Annotated in this window: 17 protein-coding genes; 13 read left to right on the top strand and 4 right to left on the bottom strand. The window is 40.4% G+C overall.

Annotated elements, in window-relative coordinates; translation table 11 throughout:
- The 6 genes from AC1TO5_RS11485 (at position 1) to AC1TO5_RS11460 (ending at position 10666) form a co-directional block, all read left to right on the top strand.
- Positions 1-717: a phage baseplate assembly protein V gene (locus tag AC1TO5_RS11485; protein WP_482062934.1), complete on the top strand. Its 717-nt coding sequence runs from the start codon at positions 1-3 to the stop codon at positions 715-717.
- A 20-nt stretch (positions 718-737) separates the two neighbouring features.
- Complete coding sequence (locus AC1TO5_RS11480; protein ID WP_482062933.1) at positions 738-1139, top strand: GPW/gp25 family protein; 402 nt, start codon at positions 738-740, stop codon at positions 1137-1139.
- 19 nt (positions 1140-1158) lie between these two features.
- The gene (locus AC1TO5_RS11475; RefSeq protein WP_482062932.1) at positions 1159-4290 is read left to right on the top strand and encodes a baseplate J/gp47 family protein; all 3132 of its coding nucleotides are present in this window, start codon (positions 1159-1161) and stop codon (positions 4288-4290) included.
- Between the two features lie 15 nt (positions 4291-4305).
- A complete protein-coding gene (locus AC1TO5_RS11470) occupies positions 4306-6462 on the top strand; it encodes a baseplate J/gp47 family protein (protein WP_482062931.1) in 2157 nt (718 codons plus the stop codon).
- A 441-nt stretch (positions 6463-6903) separates the two neighbouring features.
- Positions 6904-8973 carry a phage tail protein gene (locus AC1TO5_RS11465; RefSeq protein WP_482062930.1) on the top strand — a complete coding sequence of 690 codons (2070 nt, stop codon included), beginning with the start codon at positions 6904-6906 and terminating at the stop codon, positions 8971-8973.
- Between the two features lie 22 nt (positions 8974-8995).
- Positions 8996-10666, top strand: coding sequence for a hypothetical protein (locus tag AC1TO5_RS11460; protein ID WP_482062929.1), 1671 nt, complete (start codon positions 8996-8998; stop codon positions 10664-10666).
- A 393-nt stretch (positions 10667-11059) separates the two neighbouring features.
- On the opposite strand, the gene AC1TO5_RS11455 is transcribed toward AC1TO5_RS11460, so the two are convergent.
- Both AC1TO5_RS11455 and AC1TO5_RS11450 read right to left on the bottom strand, forming a co-directional pair.
- Complete coding sequence (locus AC1TO5_RS11455) at positions 11060-12955, bottom strand: MORN repeat-containing protein (RefSeq protein WP_482062928.1); 1896 nt, start codon at positions 12953-12955, stop codon at positions 11060-11062.
- Between the two features lie 40 nt (positions 12956-12995).
- Positions 12996-13334 (bottom strand): DUF4280 domain-containing protein, encoded by a 339-nt coding sequence (locus AC1TO5_RS11450; protein WP_482062927.1) that lies wholly within the window; start codon positions 13332-13334, stop codon positions 12996-12998.
- A gap of 289 nt (positions 13335-13623) precedes the next feature.
- Between AC1TO5_RS11450 and AC1TO5_RS11445 the strand changes: the two genes are divergently transcribed.
- The 7 genes from AC1TO5_RS11445 (at position 13624) to AC1TO5_RS11415 (ending at position 21025) form a co-directional block, all read left to right on the top strand.
- The gene (locus AC1TO5_RS11445; RefSeq protein ID WP_482062926.1) at positions 13624-16374 is read left to right on the top strand and encodes a HAMP domain-containing protein; all 2751 of its coding nucleotides are present in this window, start codon (positions 13624-13626) and stop codon (positions 16372-16374) included.
- A gap of 33 nt (positions 16375-16407) precedes the next feature.
- Positions 16408-16911 (top strand): GNAT family N-acetyltransferase, encoded by a 504-nt coding sequence (locus AC1TO5_RS11440; protein WP_482062925.1) that lies wholly within the window; start codon positions 16408-16410, stop codon positions 16909-16911.
- A 270-nt stretch (positions 16912-17181) separates the two neighbouring features.
- Positions 17182-17526, top strand: coding sequence for a YojF family protein (locus AC1TO5_RS11435; protein WP_482062924.1), 345 nt, complete (start codon positions 17182-17184; stop codon positions 17524-17526).
- 299 nt (positions 17527-17825) lie between these two features.
- Positions 17826-18485, top strand: a complete 660-nt coding sequence (gene bshB2, locus AC1TO5_RS11430; protein WP_482062923.1) for a bacillithiol biosynthesis deacetylase BshB2 — start codon at positions 17826-17828, stop codon at positions 18483-18485.
- Positions 18486-18562: 77 nt separating this feature from the next.
- On the top strand, positions 18563-19090 hold the full coding sequence (locus AC1TO5_RS11425) for a DUF402 domain-containing protein (protein WP_482062922.1): 528 nt from the start codon (positions 18563-18565) through the stop codon (positions 19088-19090).
- 266 nt (positions 19091-19356) lie between these two features.
- Positions 19357-19989 carry a hypothetical protein gene (locus AC1TO5_RS11420; protein ID WP_482062921.1) on the top strand — a complete coding sequence of 211 codons (633 nt, stop codon included), beginning with the start codon at positions 19357-19359 and terminating at the stop codon, positions 19987-19989.
- Between the two features lie 13 nt (positions 19990-20002).
- The gene (locus AC1TO5_RS11415; protein ID WP_482062920.1) at positions 20003-21025 is read left to right on the top strand and encodes a DUF2804 domain-containing protein; all 1023 of its coding nucleotides are present in this window, start codon (positions 20003-20005) and stop codon (positions 21023-21025) included.
- Positions 21026-21282: 257 nt separating this feature from the next.
- Here the strand turns inward: AC1TO5_RS11415 and AC1TO5_RS11410 are convergent, their stop codons facing one another.
- Together AC1TO5_RS11410 and AC1TO5_RS11405 are read right to left on the bottom strand one after the other, a co-directional pair.
- Positions 21283-21822: a GNAT family N-acetyltransferase gene (locus AC1TO5_RS11410; protein ID WP_482062919.1), complete on the bottom strand. Its 540-nt coding sequence runs from the start codon at positions 21820-21822 to the stop codon at positions 21283-21285.
- 2 nt (positions 21823-21824) lie between these two features.
- Positions 21825-22868 (bottom strand): phosphotransferase enzyme family protein, encoded by a 1044-nt coding sequence (locus AC1TO5_RS11405; protein WP_482062918.1) that lies wholly within the window; start codon positions 22866-22868, stop codon positions 21825-21827.
- Positions 22869-22948: the final 80 nt, after the last annotated feature.

Genomic DNA, 22948 nt, shown 5'->3' with positions numbered 1-22948 from the left:
GTGAATAATTTATTTGATGCTTTTTCATCTGAAGATACCGATGAAGTGATGGCAGGTGTGTATACAGGGTTCGTAACCGATAATAAAGATCCTGAGAAACTCGGAAGAGTTAAAGTGAAGATTCCGATTATTGATGATCAGAAGGAATTAGATTGGTCTAGAATCGTTACATGGATGGGTGGCCAGAGTCGCGGTGCATTATTTATTCCGGAAGTTGGCGATGAGGTACTTGTCGCATTTTTACTTGGTGATATTCGCTCACCTATTGTTATTGGAAGTTTGTGGAATAATATCGAGAAGCCACCAGAAGGTAAAAACGATAACAATGATATTCGTAAGATTAGAACACGGGCGGGACATGAAATCGTATTTAATGATGAGAATAAAGCAGGTAGTATTACCATTACAACAGCTGAAGGTCATCAGCTAGAACTCGATGACAAAGGTAAGAAAGTACAATTAGCAACGAAAAACAAAGAGCAAAAGTTAACGATGGATAGCACGAGTGGCAATATAACGATAAGTAGTAGCAACACGAAAGTGACAATTACTAAGAGTGGTTCAATTAAATTAGAGGGCAGCGCTGATATTACTTTGAAAGCTATGGCAGTCAAAATTCAGGCTGATAGTAAATTAGAATTGAAAGCAAATGCTTCGATCGATATTAATAGCGGTGGCCTCATCAACATAAAAGGAGCTATGGTGAAGATTAATTAATCTACGATTGGAGGACGGAAATGTCTAAAGAATTTTTGGGTCGTGGTTGGAAATTTCCGATTGAGGTTGACGAATTAACAGGTCGTGTAAAGTCTTCCGAGTTCGAGGAAGATATAGCTGAGGCAATCAAAATTATAATATGGACATCGAAGGGCGAACGGGTAATGCGTCCTGATTATGGTAGTGGCATTGAGCAATATTTGTTCGAGAACAATGATGCGCTAACTCTGCAGCTTATTGAAAATGAAGTACTGAGCGCCATTATGAAATGGGAGCCGCGCGTGCATGAAGTAGAGGTTGAAGTAAAACCTGATACTAACGAAGACAATCGATTGAATATCCATGTTCAATATACAGTAAGAACCACTAATAATTTGTATAACCAAGTGTATCCTTTCTACTTATATGAAGGGGCAAATTAAACCATCGGAGCGATAAATCATGAATACGAGCTTAGGAATGGCTACTCAATCACCATTGATTGATACCCGTAAGCATCAACAACTCATTGAACAATTGAATATGATGGTTCCTTATTATGCGCCAGAATGGAAATTCAATGAGGATGACCCTGACTTTGGTAGCGCACTCGCATTGATGTTTCTCCATTTATTAGAAGGGAATATTCAAAGGCTCAATCAAATACCGTATAAAAGCTATTTGACATTCCTTAATCATTTCAATGTAGAGCGTGCGCATGCAACATCTGCAATTGCTCAAGTGACGTTCAAACTAGCTGAAGGAACACCTGAAGCTGTCTTTATCGATAAAGGTATCCAATTATCAGCTAACAGCATCGATAGCAGTGATCCCATCGTATTTGAAACGTCGAGACCAGCTTTACTTACAGCAGCTAAGCTACAGCAAATTGTTGCAGTCTACCCTCGTAAAGATCGCGTTATTGTACACCGCAATGATGGTATCGACAATAGCTATAGTCCATCAAACGAACAGGAAGCAACGATTGCACTGTACGGAAGTGTTGGAGTTAATATTCAAGAGCACACGGTGTATCTTGCTCATGACTTCTTATTCTTAGTTGATGAACCTGCCGCTATCGCATTGACATTCATTCATCCACAGCATGAATCTGCACTACTGGAATCGGTAGCTTTATTAGCTGAATTGGATAAAGTGGTATGGGAATATTACAGTGATGGGCAATGGGTGGAGTTCGATGCGGTTCATAGTCACGGTGTCACTATTCGGTTGCTCAAGCTATCGCGACGCAAGCTCCAGCCAACTATTGTGGAAGAGCGAGAAGGTCGCTGGATTCGTTGTCGCGCATTATCGCTTTCAGATGTAGCTGGTGGCTCAGCAATAGGTAAAGTCCAATTCGAACGAGTCATTATGAAGACAGATTACGCTGCCGCAAAAGATACAATCGGGATGGATGCAGATCGTACTTATTATAACGATATGGGTGTCAATACGGTGCAGGGTGCTGAACCATTTGGTGATTTCTTCGCTCCATATGGATTATTCTATATTGGTAGCGAAGAGACGTTATCTAAGCGCGGGGCATTAACGACAATTTCATTCCAGCTAGAGTATCATACGCATCGTTTATTTCCGAATAAGCCAAAGCCGATTAATTGGAAACCGATCATGAAGCGAGATGATCTTGATAAGGTAGACCAACCAGATATCGTAACGATTACACATGTACAGTGGGAATATTGGAACGGCCGCTCGTGGGTTCAGCTACAAGTAGCGGATGCAGCTAGTACAATGTTCAACATGGTTTGGGAAGGTAAGCAGATTTGTGAACTAAGCTTCGTATGTCCATTAGATATGGAAAGTACCGATGTTAATTCAGAATTGAATTACTGGATACGTGGACGCATTGTTTCAGTCAACAACGCCTATTCGATTGATGCCGTATATTATTCACCGTATATATCGCAGCTGCAATTGAATTATAAATATGCGGAGCCATTATTTGCTCCAGAACAATTTATAACATTAAACAACCTAGAACTGCGCGATCATTCCCCAGAAATGCGTAGTGGCGGAATGCCCTTTCGTCCGTTTCAACCATTAAGTGGCTATCAGCCTACCGTATGGTTTGGTTTCGATCAAGCCCCGACTCGTGGTCCAATTCATCTATATATCGATATGGTTACTAAAAATTGGACGAGTGAAGAAATACCGCATATTCAATGGGAATATTTGCGGAGCGTAGGTACATCAGCGATATGGACTTCCCTAGCTGTAGCCGATGAGACACAAGGCTTTACACAAAGCGGAACGATCCAATTTGTCGGTCCACAAGACTTTGCGTATAGCCGACAATTTGGTAAGCAAGCATACTGGCTGCGAGCAATTAACCGAGATACTCGTTACTACGCAAGTAATGAGCAGATGTATGAGCCTAAAGTGAAGCAAATTATGTTGAACACGTTAACGGTACTACAGCAAATGACGATAGAGGGCGAATTGCCGAGTTTCATTGATGGATATCATATTGCTCAAGATATTCATGCTAGCTATTATGCGCTATCACTAGCGCCTGTGCTTGCAGAGGAAGTGTGGGTAGATGAGACGGATAGTATTAGCACACATGAATTAAGCCAATTACAAATCGAGATTCCACATCGTTTGATGCTAATGCACGATTCTGAACAGCAATTAATGAAGGTTTGGATTCGTTATGAGCATGTTGAACAATTTCTTCGTTCTAAGCCTACAGATCGACATTATCGAATTGATCGAGCATCAGGACGGATTACGTTTGGCGATGGTAAGCAAGGTAGAACAGTGTCTGTCGTTGGCGATGACCAAGTGAAGGTTAATTATATTTGTGGCGGGGGAAGCCGTGGTAATGTAAGCAAAGGGGAAATTACTACGATGCAAAATGCGATTGCCTTTGTTGATTCGGTTTATAATGCAGAGGAAGCGGCAGGCGGTTGTAATGCAGGGACGATCCAAGAAGCGATGGAACGTGGATCGAAAGGATTTGCTCATCGGAGGAGAGCTGTCGTAGCCGAAGATTTTGAATGGATGACGAAGGAAGCACATCCGAACGTAGCAAAAGTGAAATGTTTGCCCAATCGTAATGTGAAGCTAGAAAAGGAATTAGGTGCATTAACCATTATTGTGATGCCGCAATCAGGCAGACGACAAGGTACACATTTTCAAGAGTTGAAAAAGGCTGTAGAGCATACGTTATTGCAGGCTACAGCTGCAAGTATTGCATTTCCGAATAAGCTTCAAGTCATTGAGCCTGTATATTTAGAAATTGGTGTGCGAGCTACGATTTGGGTTCGTAATATGGATGAAGTCGTGCAAGTTGAACGTGAATTATTGTTGAAATTAGAGCAGTTTTTACATCCGCTAACGGGAAATACGGACGGACGCGGCTGGGAAATTGGTGGAATGATTCATCCGTCAATGTTCTACGCACTTATGAAATCTGTAGGTCCGGTTGTTCATATTCCGCAGCTATTACTAGAGTCGTATAAGCTTGAAAATGGTGAGCGTAGCGAATGGAATCCTGATCGAATAGATGAGCTACCACACAGCATTGTTATACCTGGTCAACATCGATTGACGATTGAATTACACCAATAGAAAGGAGTCATTGTCATGTTACCAATACCAAATCTGGATGATCGTAGTTTTGAACAGCTTGTACGTGAAGCAAGAGACCTCATACCACGCATCGCACCCGATTGGACAGATGAGAATGCTCATGACCCAGGTATTACATTGCTCGAAATGCTAGCTTGGCATCTGGAAATGCAGCAATATGAGCTAGATGCTCTTTCTGTTACGCATGAACGGAAATTTCTAAAGTTACTTGGCGTGAGACCACGCGATCGTATGCCTGCTATGACATCACTAAGCTTTTCTCATGCTAATCAGCTAACCTATATACCACTTGGAACGCAATTGAAAGTAGGTCAGTTAATTTTCGAAACGGTTCGTTCGATTACAATTATTCCTAATACGAATCAATTAATTACGCTTACTCGTGTCGATGACATTACGCATTTATCGCAGGACATGACGAATGGTCGAACGGTATTTTATCCTTTTGGCGAGCATGCCCAGCAGGATGCAATGATGCAATTGAAGCTGGAACAGCCGCTACCTCGTAACACTCCTTTATCGTTATGGATCGAGCTGGATCGTCAAGAACCAACGATCCGTATTCCAGCACGATACAAAAATTTCACACCATCTGCTTACGTGGAATGGAGCTATTACGAGGAAGACGAGCATGGTGGCAGCTGGCAACCAGTTCGGATGGAACGGGATGAATCTTATTGCATCCATCAAAGTGGTCCTATTCTATTTGAAATTCCGACTGGTTCAAGTGAAGTGACATTATTACGGACCAAACTAGTTAGCGGTAGTTTTGATGATGTACCACGGATTCGCAGATTAGTATGGAATGAAGTATTTGCTACGCAAGGTCAGACGTGGTGTATGGAGCAAACCTTCGATGGATGGTCGGCGCAAGATATGATGATTGGTCAGCTAGATCCGATTCATGTCTATTTGTATCATGCATTATTTATGGAAGGTCATATTCAAGTTCAATACTTTGTTCATAATAGCTGGATTGATATAGAGAGCAGTGAGTATGAATTGGTGTATGAACCATCGCATTTACAAGTCATATTATTACCTTCGTCATGGGTACCTATAGGCGCTCATACTATCCGGATTATCGCGATGCAGCCTGAATTTATTGAGCAACAATATATGGCAGCTGGCAATGGGATTTCATATCAAAAGTATGATCTACCGATACCGTCCGTATTTACTAACCATATCCGTCTGCAGGTAGGTCATTATTCAACAAAGCTCGGTTGCATGCTATGGGAGGATTGGGAATCGGTAATAGATTTTGATGATTCCAATACGCATAGCAGACATTATATTTTATCTAATGAAGAATCGCATATTCAGTTTTCAGATGGAATACATGGGATAGCGCCATCAGCCTCTCATACTCGCAATATTAGATTTATTAGCTATCGAACGGGTGTGGGAATTGCTGGTAATGTGAAGGAAGATACGATTCGTGAAATGGTATTAAGAAAAAATGCATTGCGTCTAACCAACTTATTTCCTGCTTATGGTGGGGCAGAAGAAGAAAGCGTTAGTGAAGCATTGAATCGTATGAAGCTTGAAGTACTTGAACCGAAATGCGGTATTACTACTGTAGATATCGAACAACGTGTACTTGAAATTCCCGGAATTCGTATCGCGCGCGTAAGAGCGATCGCTGGTTACCATACAAGATTAACGAATTATCCTAATGAACGAGCGATGGGTCATATTTCAGTTGTAGTCGTTCCAGAAAGCTTACGCAGCTTTCCAATTCCGAGTGAAGGGCTTCGCTTAACAATTGCCACTCATCTTGAGCCGTATCGTTTACTTACATCACAATTTCATATTATTGCACCGGAATATATTAAAGTTACGCTTCGTGCCATTATTGTTGTTACTCCGCAATATGAAGGAAAAGAACACGACGTAATCCAAGCGTTAAATGGTTGGCTAAAGCCAGAAACCTCGGTCCAATCGGAAGGCTGGGAATTTGGTAGGGCGATCTATAAGAGTGATGTTTATGACATGATTCATACGGTCGCAGGGGTACAGTATATCCAAGATGTATGGTTAATGGCAGAAGGAAATAATGTGTATCAGGATGAAGGTGGAGATATTATTATTCCGCCTAATGGGTTGGCCTACTCAGGAGACCACGATATTGAGTTTGTAATAGGATAGTTCAAAAAGCGGACTTTGATAACGATGATTTTGCTAACGTAGCTTACTCGACATCGCATCTGAAGCGAACTTGGAAAGTACGGAATAAGCTTCCGATGTATGTTTCTTGCAGAAACATTGTAGGTTCGCATGTACTTAATGATGTACACTTGCGCTTCCGCCTTTCTCAAGTAACGCTTCACCTGCTCGGCTTGCGAAATCCTGCTTTTTGAACCTTTATTAGAAGCTTCGAACAATTGACCGCTCGTGTACTTGTACCGTACACATTGCTGGGTTTTATTGCATTGCTTGTGATCATGATGTAATACGAGCGGACATACGATGCGCTAAATCAAAAAGCCCGATATATGAACATGCACTTTAGTTTTTAGCTTCCGATGTAACCTTTCATTTACGGAAAGCTACATCGGAAGCTATGAAAAGTTTTAGGAGGATTACGTTATGAATCAACCTACTTTTTTTACATTTCGAAAGCCCTCTGATTGGAGCAGTGGGACGACGTTCCAGCTGCAAGGTGAGCTTGCGGGGTTACAGATAGCTAGAGACTATATGTACCGTCAAGTGAAGCGAACAACGATTCCTTTCATCAATGGACATGAGACGATTATAGATACGGTATTAACAGATGATGAACGTTGGTATATGCTTGACTCTAAAGGTTGCATATGGCGAACTGATCTCATTAGTCCGTTAGTAGAATTGGTTATGAGTCTTCCTTATGAGGAGAGTTATCAGCCAGCTAGAATTGCCGTGAGTCGAGAGTCGATCATTGTACTATACGATGGGGAACAGGGCAGTATGCTGCAATCGTATTTACTTGATCGGGCACAATTGAAATGGAGTACAACGGCTTGGTATAGTGATAACTTCACTGGTTATGAACTAATCAATGATGATCAAGATGGGGTCATTATTATTGGTCTATTGTCTTCTTCTGAGGATATACAGTTGCTCCGTTTTGATGCGATTGGAGAGCCGATGCTTAATGTGGAACTACCACAGCGCAAAGTATTGGCTGAAGGGCTACTACAATCTCCAACAGGGCAGGACAATTATCAATTACTGCTAGATGATCAACATAATGTACTTATTCTCGATGGCAATGAGCAACGTCTCTTGCGTTGGCAATTAAGCAATAATATGTTGTCTCTGATTATGGTGGCATTACCTATTCAAAGTGTTCGTTCTATTTGCTATCATGCGAATCATCAGTATTGGGCGCTAGTCTCGCCAACGGATGAAGATCAAGGTTGTGAGCTGATATCTTTCTCACTTGATGGAGATATTCATAAGCGAGGACAACTAGAATTAGCGCGTGGTGAGCAAGTAGAAGCAGGCCAACATAATTTATATATATGGAATGATAAGAAGCAAGAAATCTATACGGTTCATCCGATTTCTGAAACAGCCTACTGGCAAGAAAGACATGGGCATATAGGGGTATGGTGTAGCCAGAGTCTTGATAGCGGTGTTGCTGGTACAGAATGGCATAGGGTGAAGCTACAAGTACATAAGCAACAAGATACGCAATGGAATGTCAGTTATTATGCTGCTGATCAGCAGGAAATAGCGATCGGACATGAAATAATTAATTTGGACGAATTTATCCGTAATGATGCTATTCCGGTTTTAGAAAAGCTAGATGCGCTTGCTCCGTATTGGATTAGCCCTTTGAAGGATGCTGAGGATGCATTATTACATCATGCGAATGGGCGCTACTTATGGATTTTTATAGAGTTAATTGGTTCAAGCATGCATTCCCCAATTATTGAAAGTATGGAAGTATATTTCCCGCGAAGCTCTTATCTTACTTATTTGCCAAGTATTTATCAGCGAGATGCAACGTCGCAAGATTTTCTATCACGTTACTTAAGTATTTATCAAAGCTTAATCGAAGATACTGATCAGCAAATTGCTTCGGTTACGAGAAGCTTAGAGCCGAATCAAGTGTCGGGGCGATCATTGAAATGGTTACTCGGATGGCTAGGCATCGAATCCGATGATTATTGGTCAGAGGATCAATTGAGAGAGCTAATGAAGGAAGCGCCCAAATTATATAGTATGCGCGGTACAAAGTATGCGATTGAAACATTAGTACGAATTTATACGGGATTTACGCCAATCGTACTTGAATATGAGCAAGTGAAGCCATTGAAAGAGAATGTAGAGCTCGGAGATGTGGCGGATCGTTTGTATGCTGCAGATCCACACGCATTCAATGTACTTGTGAAAGCAGAGCATGTTGATACCGAGCTTAAGCGAGTGACATTGCAGCATATTGTTGAGAGCTACAAGCCTGTATTTGCAACGTTCAAATTAGTGATATTACAACCGTGGGTATATATGGATCTTCATTCCTATCTAGGGATGAATACTGTATTATCAGAGCCTATGTTACTTACATTAGATGGTCGTTCATCTATGCCACATCATACAATTACGATAGATGTCGGGCAAGACAATCGCATGGATAAACATACAAGAATAGGGTTGAATTCTCGTTTGGAATAAGATGAAGGAGAGGAATGAGCGTATGAATAAATCAAGGTATGTTCCGTTCGAACGTAATCGTTATTTCTATGGCAAGCTGCTGACGGTGCGAGATTTCATGTCTGAGCAAACGTATAATTCAGATAAACACCGGCTAAGTAATCGGCTTTTATTCGGAAGTGGAGTTGTATCGGGATTACAGGTTGTTGCTGTAGATGATAAGTCTATTTCGATGGAAACAGGAGTTGCTCTTGATAAATTAGGTAGAGAAATTGTAGTCGCATCGCCTGTTACCATTAAACTATCGAATGTAGATGGTTTTACAAACAATGATTATGCAAAAAACGTCTATCTTTGTATCGCTTATGATGAGAAGGGCAAAGAACCGGTGCATACCGTAGGAGGTGGCGTTGGCGCTAGTGAGGAAGTTAGCGAGCATAATCGTATTCTCGAAAGCTATCGCATTTATATTACAGAGCAAGCGCCTAAGCCGCAGCAACTCGAATATGATTATCTCATTGAAGATACATGGAGCTGGTACGATGATGGTCAAGTACGGATCTATCAGCAGCTACCACGCTATGTGGAGTATGGACAAAGCTTCGAGCTAAAGCTAGTTATTGAAAAAACGCTTCAAACACCTCCGGTCTCTTTCCAATATGAGTTAGAGCTTGAGCATGCAGATATTATTGATGGTCTTGTCGATGGTAAAGTTGTTTTCAGTGAGCCAACCGATGCGAATGCCACAAGATATGAAAAAATAATTACATTACGCGCGCATCCAGCTGATGGAGATGAAAAGAGCAAACAGATTCAATTATCTTCAGTTTCAAGTAGCGCAAAGCTAGTTATCGGAGAGCGTTTGTTGTATGAGTTATCTCAGCCTAAGCAGACGGTTCAGATTAGTAGAGAATCGGTCGCAGAGCGAATTCTTCATGCTTACTATGCACGTCCATTGGATCAAGCGATGGAGGCTCCGAGTGATCCTTGTATTTATATCGCGCAAATTAATTTGTTGCAGATGGGTGCAAGTTATGTCATCGACAAAGTCATTCAGCAGCCGTTTCATGATTATGTTGTGAATCCAACGCTGCTCTATAAAATGCTGCTAGCTAGTAATCTTTCAGCTCCTGAGCATGTAGAGCAAACGGTGCAAGAGGAATCTGTTAAGTCAGAAGAACAGATTATTCCGTTCCCGACCATTGAGGAGGAATTTGCTAGACTGATCCCACCTCAGATTGAAGAGTTAGAAGAGCAGCAGGTGATTACGGGGATTGTAGAAATCTCGATTGAGCCTCCGAAGAAGTTGAAGTGGTATCATCGTAAGCAACGTCGCTTTATTTCAGAGGAAATTGAGCATGGATTCGATGCTCATCTTCCAGTACTGCTTACACTTGCGCTTAGTGATGAGGATGGGCAAAGTAATATTCCTGTTCCTGAAATGTGGAAGCGGAGTGATACGATTGTAGTGGGGGATAAAGATGTATTTAAGGGAAGTGAGTACGAATTAGATTTCCCTAAAGTATCACTAGCACATATTCAATACCCGAGTAAAGGTAGCTTCCGGATTGGGGTAAAGGTGAATCAGAAGACGGAAAGATTACGTTTGCGAGTACGCTGGTGGGCAGTGAAGGCAGTAGAAGAGGAAGCGGCAGGATTAGCTGCTGAAGCGATTGAGCAAAGTCACAATAGCGCGGCAACAGGCCAAGCGTAGTAGGTGGGTCTAGTGAGAAATAAAAAGGGATGCTCCAAAGTCATGGGGGAAATATGACTACGGAACATCCCTTCTTTATGCTTATTAAGGGAGTATAAGATTTGGTGGAACCGAAGGTTCCACCTTTTTCTGTCTGTCTGGAGTACCATGTATGATGCATAACGAGGAGAGATAGAATTAGAACAGAAATAAGATGCTGTAGCGTCAAAATTGATGTTACAGAGCGAGTAGGCAGTTTGCTCGGATTATTGCTCCACAGACACTAGTTTTTCTTGTTTTTTGTGAGAATTGTACAGCAACGCCACCGCGATACGAAATAAAGGTAAAAGTAAACTTGTTTTTATCCTTTCACCTACATCCTAGCGATTTGGTCTCGCAGCAGTCTCCTATTTGTTATTTCGGTTCATCGGGTACTTTGGACGGTGTTGGTAAACCATTTATCGATTGCGTCGTTAGATCTACTATTGCCGAGACGGCTTTTTCATCACGATTAAGTTTGATTTGATACGTAATATTATCAATTGAGAAAGATCGCGTTAATCCAGATGCGATTAGCTTAACTCTATCTGGTGCAGCTGTTACTCGTTCCAGCAGCTCCTTATAAAATTGATCGAGTACATGCCCCTCTGATATCGTCATCGATAGCAATTCATATTCCTCAACTGAAATATCATGCTGCCTCGTTGTAAACGTTAGACTTAGCTGAGGATAGAAGTGCTGTACATCAGCTCCTTGTATAATAGCTGCCTGCTCCGTTGTTACTGGAGCAGTTGTAGTAGGCTGCTCAGTTGTTTCAGACGATAACATAGACTCTAATGCTGCGGTAACGATTGTAGAACTACTATTATTAAGCGCAAGTGCTTCCATAGGCTTAGAAGCTGCTTCTGAAGGATCAGCTTGCTCGTCAATAATAGGTTCAACAGGTGGAATAACTTCAGGCAATTCATCTAATTGTGTCTTTACGGAAGCTGGCTTACCGAGTAATGCTTCTCGTTCAGAAAATGATAGCTTAAGTGTTTCATTAAAATCGATATAGTTATCTTGGAAGTTCCCGATGTAGATAATGCGAGTTCCATCCTCATACCAATTGCCAATTCCGTTAAGTTTATTGTATTTGAAGCTACCATCATACTCTAACAAGCCGTCACTATTATATTTCTCACCAGAACCATGATATTGATTATTCATAAAGCTTCCAGTATAGATTGTATTTCCTTTCAGGTCGAATAGCGTGCCATTTCCATGATATTGATTCGACAGAAATTCACCTTGATATTGCACATTACCTTCTTCAAAAAACTCCGTGCCTTGACCCGAGCGTTTACCATTACTGAAACTACCCTCATACGCTATAAATCCATTATCATATAACGTTTTTCCTGCTCCGTGGTAGTTTCCATTCAAAAATTGACCCTGATAAATAATCGTCTGCTCCGTGTCATATAGCGTTCCTGTTCCGGTATAAATGCCATTAGACCATTCACCTTCATAGACTAATACATTGTTCTCAGTATATTTCCTACCTTGCCCGTGCGGAATAGCAGCCTTGAAGTTACCTTGATAGGATGCAGTACCATTGCTGTAATATAACGTTCCTTCACCTTCATAGATACGATTAACAAAGCTACCTGTATAAATGAGCGAGCCATCGTTATGGTACTGGGAGCCTTCTGTTAATATACCTAGCGTAAAAACTCCTTGCTCAATGAGTTTACCATCCGGATTGAATAGCTTGCCTGCTCCTTCATATTGACCATTGGCAAAGCTACCATCGTAGACCAATAAACCGGTATCAGCATATAGTTTTCCTATACCATGGAATTGGCCTCTTGAAAACTGTCCTTCATAGTGTAATTCTTTATTCAAATAATAGAGTTTACCTTTACCTTCATAGACGCCATTAGCAAGTTCACCTTCGTATATAAGCGCTTTATCACTAGTCAATAGCTTTGCTTTGCCCGTGTAGGCTGTAGCTGCACCGTCTGCCTGTACAGTAATCGCAGGTGTACGATTTAATAACTTATTGATGAATTTAGGTGGCTTAATAAAAATAAAGAAATATAGGACGAGAATAACGATAATAATAATGATAACGAGTTTTTTGGATATGTAATAATTACCTAGAGCAAAATAACTTTCCCTCGTCGTTTCTTTTTTACCTAATATTTGTTTAAACTTGCGTTTAATCCATTTTGCAAGAAGCTTAGGCCAATTTTTTAACCGCTTAAGCGGCATAATTATACGCTTTTTAATCGGATTAAGAAACGGCTTAATAATTTTTTCAATCATGAGCCATTACTCCTTTGTACTTCTATAGGTGATAAGATAGCTAAGGTACCTGAACAGTAAATTGACCTGGTGCATTAATAGAGATTACACCTCCAAAAGAGCACATACATTTTGAAGAATTGTTGAGTGCAGGCATATTGGCGATCATAACGGTGGGAGAGCCTGGTGCCCATGGTGCAACCGTTACAGGGACACAAGGCATTGGTGTTAATACGCCGAGTGCAACTGCCGTAGCAGCAGCTACTGTGGGGTTAGCAAGTGATGAACACATCGCAAAAGGTAATATATTAACCATAGGTTTGTTATCTAATATGTTGGCGTAAGGAAGTGTGGTTGTCACTCTATTGATTGGGAGAGAGAGAAAGATACTAGGTGCCATTCCAAAACTACACTGGAGCGATGCTCCGCCGCAAACGAGTTGTCCGATGTTTATCACCTATCTTTATATAATAATATTCGTATGCCATATTGAGAGGAATATCACATACATATGAGTAGAAAGGGAGGATTCCATTTCATTTTACTATTAGTATTGTAGTAGGGCAATAAATAAGTACAAAATCAACACAAAATTACTTAAATATAGTAAAATAAAGTTAAGTGCCGTATAATAGCTAGGTTTCTCGATGGATTAACATAAATCAATTTCAAGTACAGGAGAGATTGTATTGAGAACAAAGCTAATGTTATTACTTGTGAGTATACTTATTTGTATTGTTTTTATCGTTAGTTTAAGAGATATGGCCACCTTCCAGCCAGTTAAATCTAGCGAGCAATACGCAATGATCTCCCAAGCTATTAAAGGTGAGCAAGGATCATTGTACACGATTGCTGATTCTAAAAAGTTTTTACGGAAAATCGATGCTTCAGGTAAGCTTATTTACTCGCTAGCAAGTGAGATGAATCAAGATGCTAGACATACTTATATGTTCAATGATGTCACGACAGATACATATGGAAATGCCTATGCATTACTTACCATTCTCGATGATTATGGACTGCAAGTGACAGGCGAGAAAATATTGAAAATAAGCGCCGATGGTAAGGAGCAATTAGTTATTCATAGCGAGCAATATGACGCATCAGATTCTCTAATGCGGGTAGGGCGCATACAAAACTTGTACATCGAAGGCTCGGAACTTTATTTTTTCAATGTACAGACACATGCGACAACGATGTTCAGTATGAATGTTAATAGTGGCTTGCTGCAATATCCGACTCAAGTTTCCCGATTTGAAATGCCAAGTAATCATTTTTTGAAAGAAGTGACTGGCAAACCTAACTCCCCAGTTTTTTATACTACAAAGCAAGGATTCCTTTTCTCCCAAAAAGGAACAGAATCAACGGGGCTATTCCCTGCTGCTGAGGCAGATATCCTTAACTTTCCGGTTGAAATTGATATAGCACAAAATTCTTATATTTATTATTTGGATCAGCATGCTGAAGCTGTCATGCGTATTGCATTGGACAACCAGCAAGCAAACCCAGAGCAAATACTTTCACGATCACAGCTTATGCAGCAATATGACGATATCGCATGGTCTAACTTTACTGATCTATCGCTTGACTATGGAAATATTCTCGTTACGACGTCTGAGCATATTATTGAGCTTGACTCGCAGGGTCAGGTTGCAAACATTTACGATGGATACAAATATAGTTCAATGCACAATGTGTTAGCTGTAGCGTTCTGGATAATTGCTGCGTTGCTTCTATTTGTTGTTATCTATACGATTCGATTTATTTATCGCGATTTGATGAAGCGCAAAATGTATCTTCTGATGAAGCAGTTGCTTATTATACTGCCTGTACTATTACTATGTATGGCTTGGTTGTCTTACACAGTCTATCAAACAGTTTCGGCAGAGAAGAAGCAAGACGCATTTAAACAATTGAAAATATTAGCTGCCAATGGTAACTATCTTGTTGATGGAGACGAGCTGGAGCAATTAACATCTCCGCTAGATTATAAGAGTAGCTCGTTTGTCTATGTGAAGCAACGATTGAACGAAGTATTCTCACTTTCTGGTGAGGAACGTGATGGTCTATACAATACGATCTATCGTTACATGAATGGCAAGCTATATATTGTAATGGACGATGATGATGGTATTACGATGTTTACACCATTTGAAATTACGGAAGATAATCAACTTGTGCTTGAGAAAGGTGAACTTGTATTAGGTGAATGGCAGGATTCCAGTGGTGAATGGATGTTTGGGCTTGGACCAATCTACAATAGTGCAGGCGAAGTCATTGGAATTTATGAGACAGGTAAAGATATGGCGAGTATTACACGCAGCAATATGAATTTACTTGGTAAAGTACTGGAAATCGTTGCATGGATCGGAATTGTGCTAGCTGTAGTTATTACAATTATGACGATTTACTTTTTGGCGTCAATTCGTAAGCTACGTCGTAGTGTTAATCAAATTGCGAGTGGTGAATGGGATGTTAATGTTCAAATTACGACAAGAGATGAAGTGGCTGAATTAGGGGATCGCTTCAATATGATGGCAGGTGCCATCAAAAGGTATGTACTTGAAGTGACCAAATTAAGCAATATGTATTTCCGATTTGTACCACAGCAATTTTTGGAGGTACTTGGAAAAAAGAAGATGTCCGATGTACAACTAGGCGAACAACAGACGCGTAATATGACGATACTCGTTTGCTATATGCGTCAGTTCAATGATATGTCCAGTAAGCTGAGTACTGCTGAAAACTTTATTTTTATCAATTCATTTCTGAAGCAATTTGGACCGATTATTCGTGAGCATGGTGGATTTATTAGCCGTTACTTAGGACCTGGTATGCTAACGATGTTCCCGAATGACACGAATCATTCGCTAATGGCAGCGTATCATATACGTCGTGCACTTGAAGAGTACAACGAGCAACGAACAGAGCAAGGTTTGCCGTTCATTGATATTGGTGTAGCTATTCATGCAGGCGATGTTATGCTGGGTATTATTGGTGAAGAGCAGCGTCTTGAAGGTAGTGTTGTTTCTAATCATGTACAGCTTACACTTGACCTTGAACGGTTATCTGAAAAGCTTGGCGTATCTGTATTGTTGACTGCGCATGCAAGAGAGCAGTTAGATCTTGCAAGAACGATGCAATGCCGTTCTCTAGGGTGGATTCAGCTAGATTCGGATCAAGCGCCTATTCAATTATTTGATTGGTATGAGGGTGATTCTATCCATATTCGCCAATTGAAAGCAGAAACAAAGAAACAATTTGAAACGGCGATTGAAGCTTATCGCAACGGAAGATTTTATGATGCGCGTGAAGGTTTTGTACAGGTAGTGAAGCGCAATCGTTATGATCTTATTGCGAAGTTATATTTCTTTGAAAGTGATCGTTATTATCAAGAGGGTGCGCAATTAAACTGGAATGCCGCTCTAAAAATATCATAAGTGAACAACAGATGCTGGAAATGAGGGTGAATTATGAATGAGATGATTCAACAACATATTAATATTAAGCCTGTCACAACTGGAACGGAAGCGGGCAAAGTATCAGACTTTTTGCTAGGTGAGGATTGTTTTGATGACCAACGATTTACACCTGGGGAGACGGAGCAATTACGTTGGTTGCCGATGCGAAGTTTACAAGAGAAACATGTATTTTGTTGGTTTGAAGAAGAGGATGATCACATTATTTCTGCGATCATATTTGTTGAAAATGAACATCGTAGTGGTGGTTATCGATTAGAATATTTCGGTGTACATCGCGAATATCGTCACCGTAAGCTAGGCTGGAAGCTGATGGATGCTATGTTCCAATATTGCCAAGCGCAGCAAGGCCGCTATATTGAGACGTTTACTTGCGATCTGCCTGAGTATGAAAGTGCTAGAAAAATGTTTCAGCGCAACGGTTTTACATTTATGTGTCATATGCCGGAGTATTATTATCCGGGTGAAGGCAAGCTATTATATATAAAGCAATTATAGAGGAAGAGGGGAAGTTCAAAACAGCGGACTTTGATAACGAAGATTATGCTAACGGAGCTTAGTCTGCGTCGAAGCTGCCATTCCTCGGAAGCTTGTGTTATTCATTACTAATAGGGTGCTACATATGCTGTGATTTGATCTCATTGTTAATATGCAATGGTGGTCACAGCAGCAGTGTAGTCCCTTTTTTTAGCTGGAATCAGATTATTATTTAATCTATCGGGCAATATCTTGTATAATGGAAAGTAGAGTAGAAAGTGAGGCGTATTTATGAATCCAATTGAGGTTGAAGATATTCAGAAACATATCGATGCTTTTCGAAACACTCCATTATATATCCATTTGGAATTAACGACAGGCGCTTACGCTGCACATTTGGATGCAACAAAGCATCCAGCAGCTAATTTTATACGGAACGCAGTTATTACGTATTCACATGGTTCAATTGAAGGGAAAGGTCCCTACCGAGTGGGCTTAAAGCTTGAGCATGGTTGGGTTTATGCAGAAGGATTAACACATTTTGTGGATGATGAGCAAGGTAGGTTGGCATTGGCAGGAATTAATTCGGAGGGGAAGCTGGTCGTAGCCCTACAACTCAGCACAACCCCCTTCTAAATAGGTAACTCTAAACGTCCGACTGTGATCACGATGATTATGCTGACGTAGCTTAGTCGACATCGAATATGAAGCGAACTTGGAAAGTACGGTTCGCATGTACCAATAACGTACATTTACGCTTCCGCCTTTCACAAGTAACGCTCCATCTTCTCGGTGCTGACAGCCGAACGTTTAGAGTCTTATTATAATAGGTAACTCTAAACGACTGACTTGTGATCACGACGATTATGCTGACGTAGCGTAGTCGATGTAGAATATGAAATTCATCTTTACACCTAATAATAGGAGGTTTCACCATGTCAGAAAAAATATTGGTTGTTTTACCGCATCCTGATGATGAAGCATTCGGGTTATCAGGTACGCTTGCGAAATTTATAGATGAAGGTGCTCAAGTCACTTATGCATGCTTAACATTAGGCGAGATGGGACGAGGACTTGGTAATCCTTTGATTGCTGATCGAATTAGTTTGCCCCATTATCGTAAGCAAGAATTAATTCAAGCCTGTAAGGCGATTGGTTTTGAAGATGTACGCATGTTAGGATTTCTTGATAAAACCGTTGAATTTGAGCCGAAGGAATATATTGACTCGGTCATTAGAGAGATATATAACGATGTACAGCCAACGTTAGTGCTTACATTCTTCCCTGGGTTCAGTGTTCATCCCGATCATGATGCTACTGGTGCCTCGGTCATTCGCGTTCTTGAAGATATACCAGCAAGTGAACGTCCCCCCGTGTGGTGCATTGCGTTCGCACATGATATGTACGATATGAATGGGGATCCTGATATCACTGTCGATGTGTCATCGTATCTGAAGCAGAAAAAAGATGCGATTGCGGCACATGCTACGCAGTTCCAAATATCAGAGATGTTTGGTAATGGTGATACTGAATCACCAGAAGTTAAATCGAAATTCGGTAAGGAACATTTCTGGACATATCATTTTAACAAGTAAAATAAACAATATAGGTGGTATGGGAAGAGTCATCTTACGATGGCTCTTCTTATGTCCTTACAGCTAGGAGAGATAGAGTGGAGCATTATAACAAGTTAAGAAAATCTGTACAAATTCAAGCATTTAAGTATCCGAATCGCTTACATTATGAATGGGAAGCTGACTTAATTGAGCTTAATGAACAATATGCGATGGTTGCCTGTCACGCAGGTCGGAAATTTCACCATTATACAAAGCAGAAGCAATTTATTATGCCTTACCCATCCATAGAAATTTTCTTTTTTGAAGAGTGGTATACGTTTTCGGTATCATTTCGAGAAAATGGTGAAATGATGCACTATTGTAATGTAGCAATGCCATCCCGATTGGATAATGGTATTATTTCATTTGTTGATCTAGATCTTGATTATTTGCAGGAGCCGCATGAGGATTGGAAAGTAGTAGATGAAGATGAATTCCTTCATAATCAACAAACATATAATTATCCTAAAGCGTTAATTGAGGGTGCCCAATTAGGGCTAGCAAAGCTGCAGCAACTCGTTGCCACCAAACAATTCCCGTTCGATGGAAAAATAGATATTAAAAAGTATGAAAGCGTTTTATAATAGTAAAGAGCTCATTCCGCAATGACCACTGCTGACGGGAGAATTTAATGAGGACGGACATCCATAATAAGTGGGAAATAGGAAGCAAAGGCTTAAAAACGAAATGGGCAGATCAAGTTACTCCAGATCATATATTACCCCATTATCCGAGACCTTAACTAGAGCGATCCTTATGGCACAATTTGAATGATTTATGGGAATACTGCGTTACAAATAAAGATGAGCAATTGCAAGAGAAACCCTTTCAGTCAGAAGGTAAGATTCTTGTGCCATTTCCAATAGAATCTGCATTATCAGGTGGTTATTGTGCTTTTTATTTCGATATTACTAAGTATATTGTTCAAGGTGGTAATAACGAAGTACTAGTAGCAGTGTGGGACTCAACAGATCAAGGATATCAGGAGCGCGGTAAGCAATCATTAGAGCCAAAAGGGATATTCTATACGGCAGTAACAGGCATATGGCAAACGGTTTGGCTTGAAAATGTTGCTGCTAATGGTATTGCGAAACTTGTATGTACTCCGAATGTGGATGAACAATTAATATCATTACATATATATAGCATGAAGGAAGGGCAACGACACACGCTGAAAATTACTGTGTCGTTCAAAGATCGAGTCGTAGTACAGCAGGATGTTCAATGTAAGTTTAATAGTAATCAATGTGACGTTAACATTAGGATAGAGAAAATGGAGCTTTGGAGTCCTGAGCAACCCAATTTATACGATTTGAAGATTGAAGTTTGGGATCTGGTTCAGTGCATCGATCAAGTGAGTAGTTATTTTGCAATGAGAAAATGCTCTATTGAGCGCGATCGTAATGGACAAAAACGGTTATGTTTGAACAATCAACCGTTAATTCAAGCAGGACGTTTTGCCAAATCGCGTTTTCAAAAATAACGGAGGTGTAGTTATGCAATATGAAATTGTTACTCCAGGTCCACTACTTAGTAATGATGGTATGTTGAACCAGAAAGGCTACAGTACATCTGCAGTATTAACGTATAATCGCGAACATATTAAAGCATCTCCATGGCAAATTAAAGAATGGGATTTCTATCAAGTAAATAATGCGGATTATTGCTTGCAGATGACCATTGGTCATGTCGGCTATGCAGGTCATGTATCTGTTAAATTATTTGAATTTGCATCAGGTCAGCATTATGAAATAACAAAAATGATAGTACTACCTTTTAATAGTTTGAAAATGCCTCGCTCTGCGGAACAAGGTGATTTACATTATCGTAGCAAAGATGTAGAGATGCATTTTGAAGTATATGCTGGTGGTAGAAGGTTACGTTGCCGTTCAACGAGTAAACAGCATCCGACGATTGAAGTCGATGTTACTTTATCACAGCCAGATCTTACTTCACTTGTAATAGCAACTCCTTTTGCAGAGAAGGAAACACAATTCTTCTACAATCATAAGACGAATTGTATGCCGGCTACAGGAGTTGTGAAGATCGGAGAAGGCGAGAAAGAGTATACGTTTGAACCTGACACTGCATTCGGTCTAATCGACTGGGGCAGAGGCGTATGGTCGTTCAGTCATGAATGGATTTGGGGTAGTGGCAGTAGCTATGTGAATGGCAAACGTTTTGGCTTCAATATCGGCTTTGGATTTGGAGATACTTCGGCGGCTACTGAGAACATGCTATTCTATGACGGAAAAGCACATAAAATAAGTAAGATTAATATTACGCTGAATGAGAATGGCTTTATGTCTCCTAAGAAAATAACGAGTGAAGATGGCCGCTTTGAGATGATGTTCATCCCTATATACGACCAACAAACTGCTACGAAAATGTTATTCGTTGATAATAGTTGTCACCAAGTTTTTGCTAGATTCGATGGTAAAGTCATACTGGATAACGGAGAAGTGTTGGAGATTAATAATTTGGTAGGTTTTGTGGAGCATGCGATTAATAATTGGTAGAGTTACAAAAAAAGATTAGATATTAAATGACTTTAGGGGAAATCAGAGGCTATTTCAACAGACATAATGTCTCATGTAATCGTTATTGCATCGCCAAGAGAATAAGAACTGCTTCCATCGCTATTATGCTCCCGTTTCTTATGTTTGACTAATTTGAAATGGGAGACATAAGGGCAAACGTATTGCTATTCAGCTAGTTTATATTCTCTCCGCCGCGAAGTATTTTATCTACTGAAAACCTTCCACTTTTCATGCGCCTACGAATTAGTAAACCGAAATACTAGCTTATCACTTCCTTCTGTATCCTTTCCATGCTCTTCCGAATATTGTCCATTGGTGTAAGCGGCTAAAGCCTTACGCCAAAACATTTGCGCTCTCATATTTCGATCCATTAGCCCTGTCTGTACTTCCCAGTTTCCTTTGAATTGGTCAAACACCTGCCTAGCAGCTTCTTCTCCCACACCCTTGCTACGGAAAGGGCGTAGCAGGAAAAATTCATTCAAATAATAATTAATATATGAAGGGCAAGGTGTAAATGGCGGGGTTGCGACAAAAGCAAGTCCAGCAGGAATATCATCAACCGTAATTAGGAAAGGGAATAATAGGGATGGTTTTTCCCACCATATATCAAACACTGTATTTTGCTCAATCAGCGTCATCATGTCATTTTCTTCATACACCCCGAACCGATTAGGTTTGTTTTCCCATATTTCAGATAAATCGTGCAGATAGAGCGGGTAGATATTATTTATAATAAACTTGTTATCTACATCACAGAGCTGAACTTTAATATCCATTGTTAAATCCTCTTTTCTATTTTAGGGGGCTCTTTGATCTCGACCGGCTCGATAGGATTGAACAGGAATGGAGCACCCTTAATATACTCTCTTATTATGGCTTGAGCGTATGGTTGTTCTTCGATTAATCCGGCAGTTTCTCTCGGGTCGGAGGCATGACTACAGTAATTCGTGATCATGGCCATTACAAAGAAACAAGATAAATCCTCGATGTAGTTAGGTTCAAGATTTCTAACGCTTTCATAAGCTTGGAGAAACAATTGCCGCTGATAGGGATACAATCCAACAAGAGCTCCTGCAATATCATAGAGATGATGCCCATATCCACATCTGCCAAAATCGATAGGAAACGGATCATCGGCTTTGAATACAACATTGCCTGTATGCAAGTCTGCATGAATTAACCCATAGTTATGATCGTTTATTTGCATTGCCGCAAGTTGAAGCTCAATTTTCTCAGCAGCTTCTTGGTACGAGCTCCATGCCTGGTCTGTTAAAAAACACTCATAGTAAATTTTTAGCTTAGTCATATCACTCTTTAAGCTATCTGCTCCCCAAGTTGGACGCGTAAAATCATGAGTTGGCACGAAGGTTGCGGCTGCTTCATGTAGATTCGCCATTAATAACCCCATATTCATCACCTGACGATCTGTTAGACCAGTACACTGCTGATCTCCTTCTAACCAGCTCATCAAAGTAACGTATATGTGACTGTCGTGATTTGTTGCAATCTCAAGCACATAGACGCCGTCACGTGTTGCTATCCCATTCGGAACGATGGTACCCTCACATTGGTCTAGCGCATTAAGCCATATGATTTCAGAAAGAATTTCCTCTTTAGTCATATCATTTGAATGAATTCGTAGCAGGAAACAACCATCCTTCTCCGTCTCTATCTTGAAAGTGATCGTATCAGATAATTGATTAAAGTGGATACTTGTCCATGCCAGGTCGTACGATTGTATTGCTGACAATGCTGCTTTTCTTGCCTGTGCAAGCAGTCCACTTACATCTTCCTCCATCTCTAATTGAAAAAAACTATTCATTTGCTACCCTCCAGTTTTCTCATTTCATGGTAATATGGATTATACTACTATACAAATGAGCTTGGCAATGAACCAATCTT

It is taken from the genome of Paenibacillus sp. Y930 (genome assembly GCF_056786375.1).
The sequence above is the reverse complement of the archived record's forward strand: the minus strand, read 5'-3'. Positions and strand labels throughout refer to the sequence as shown.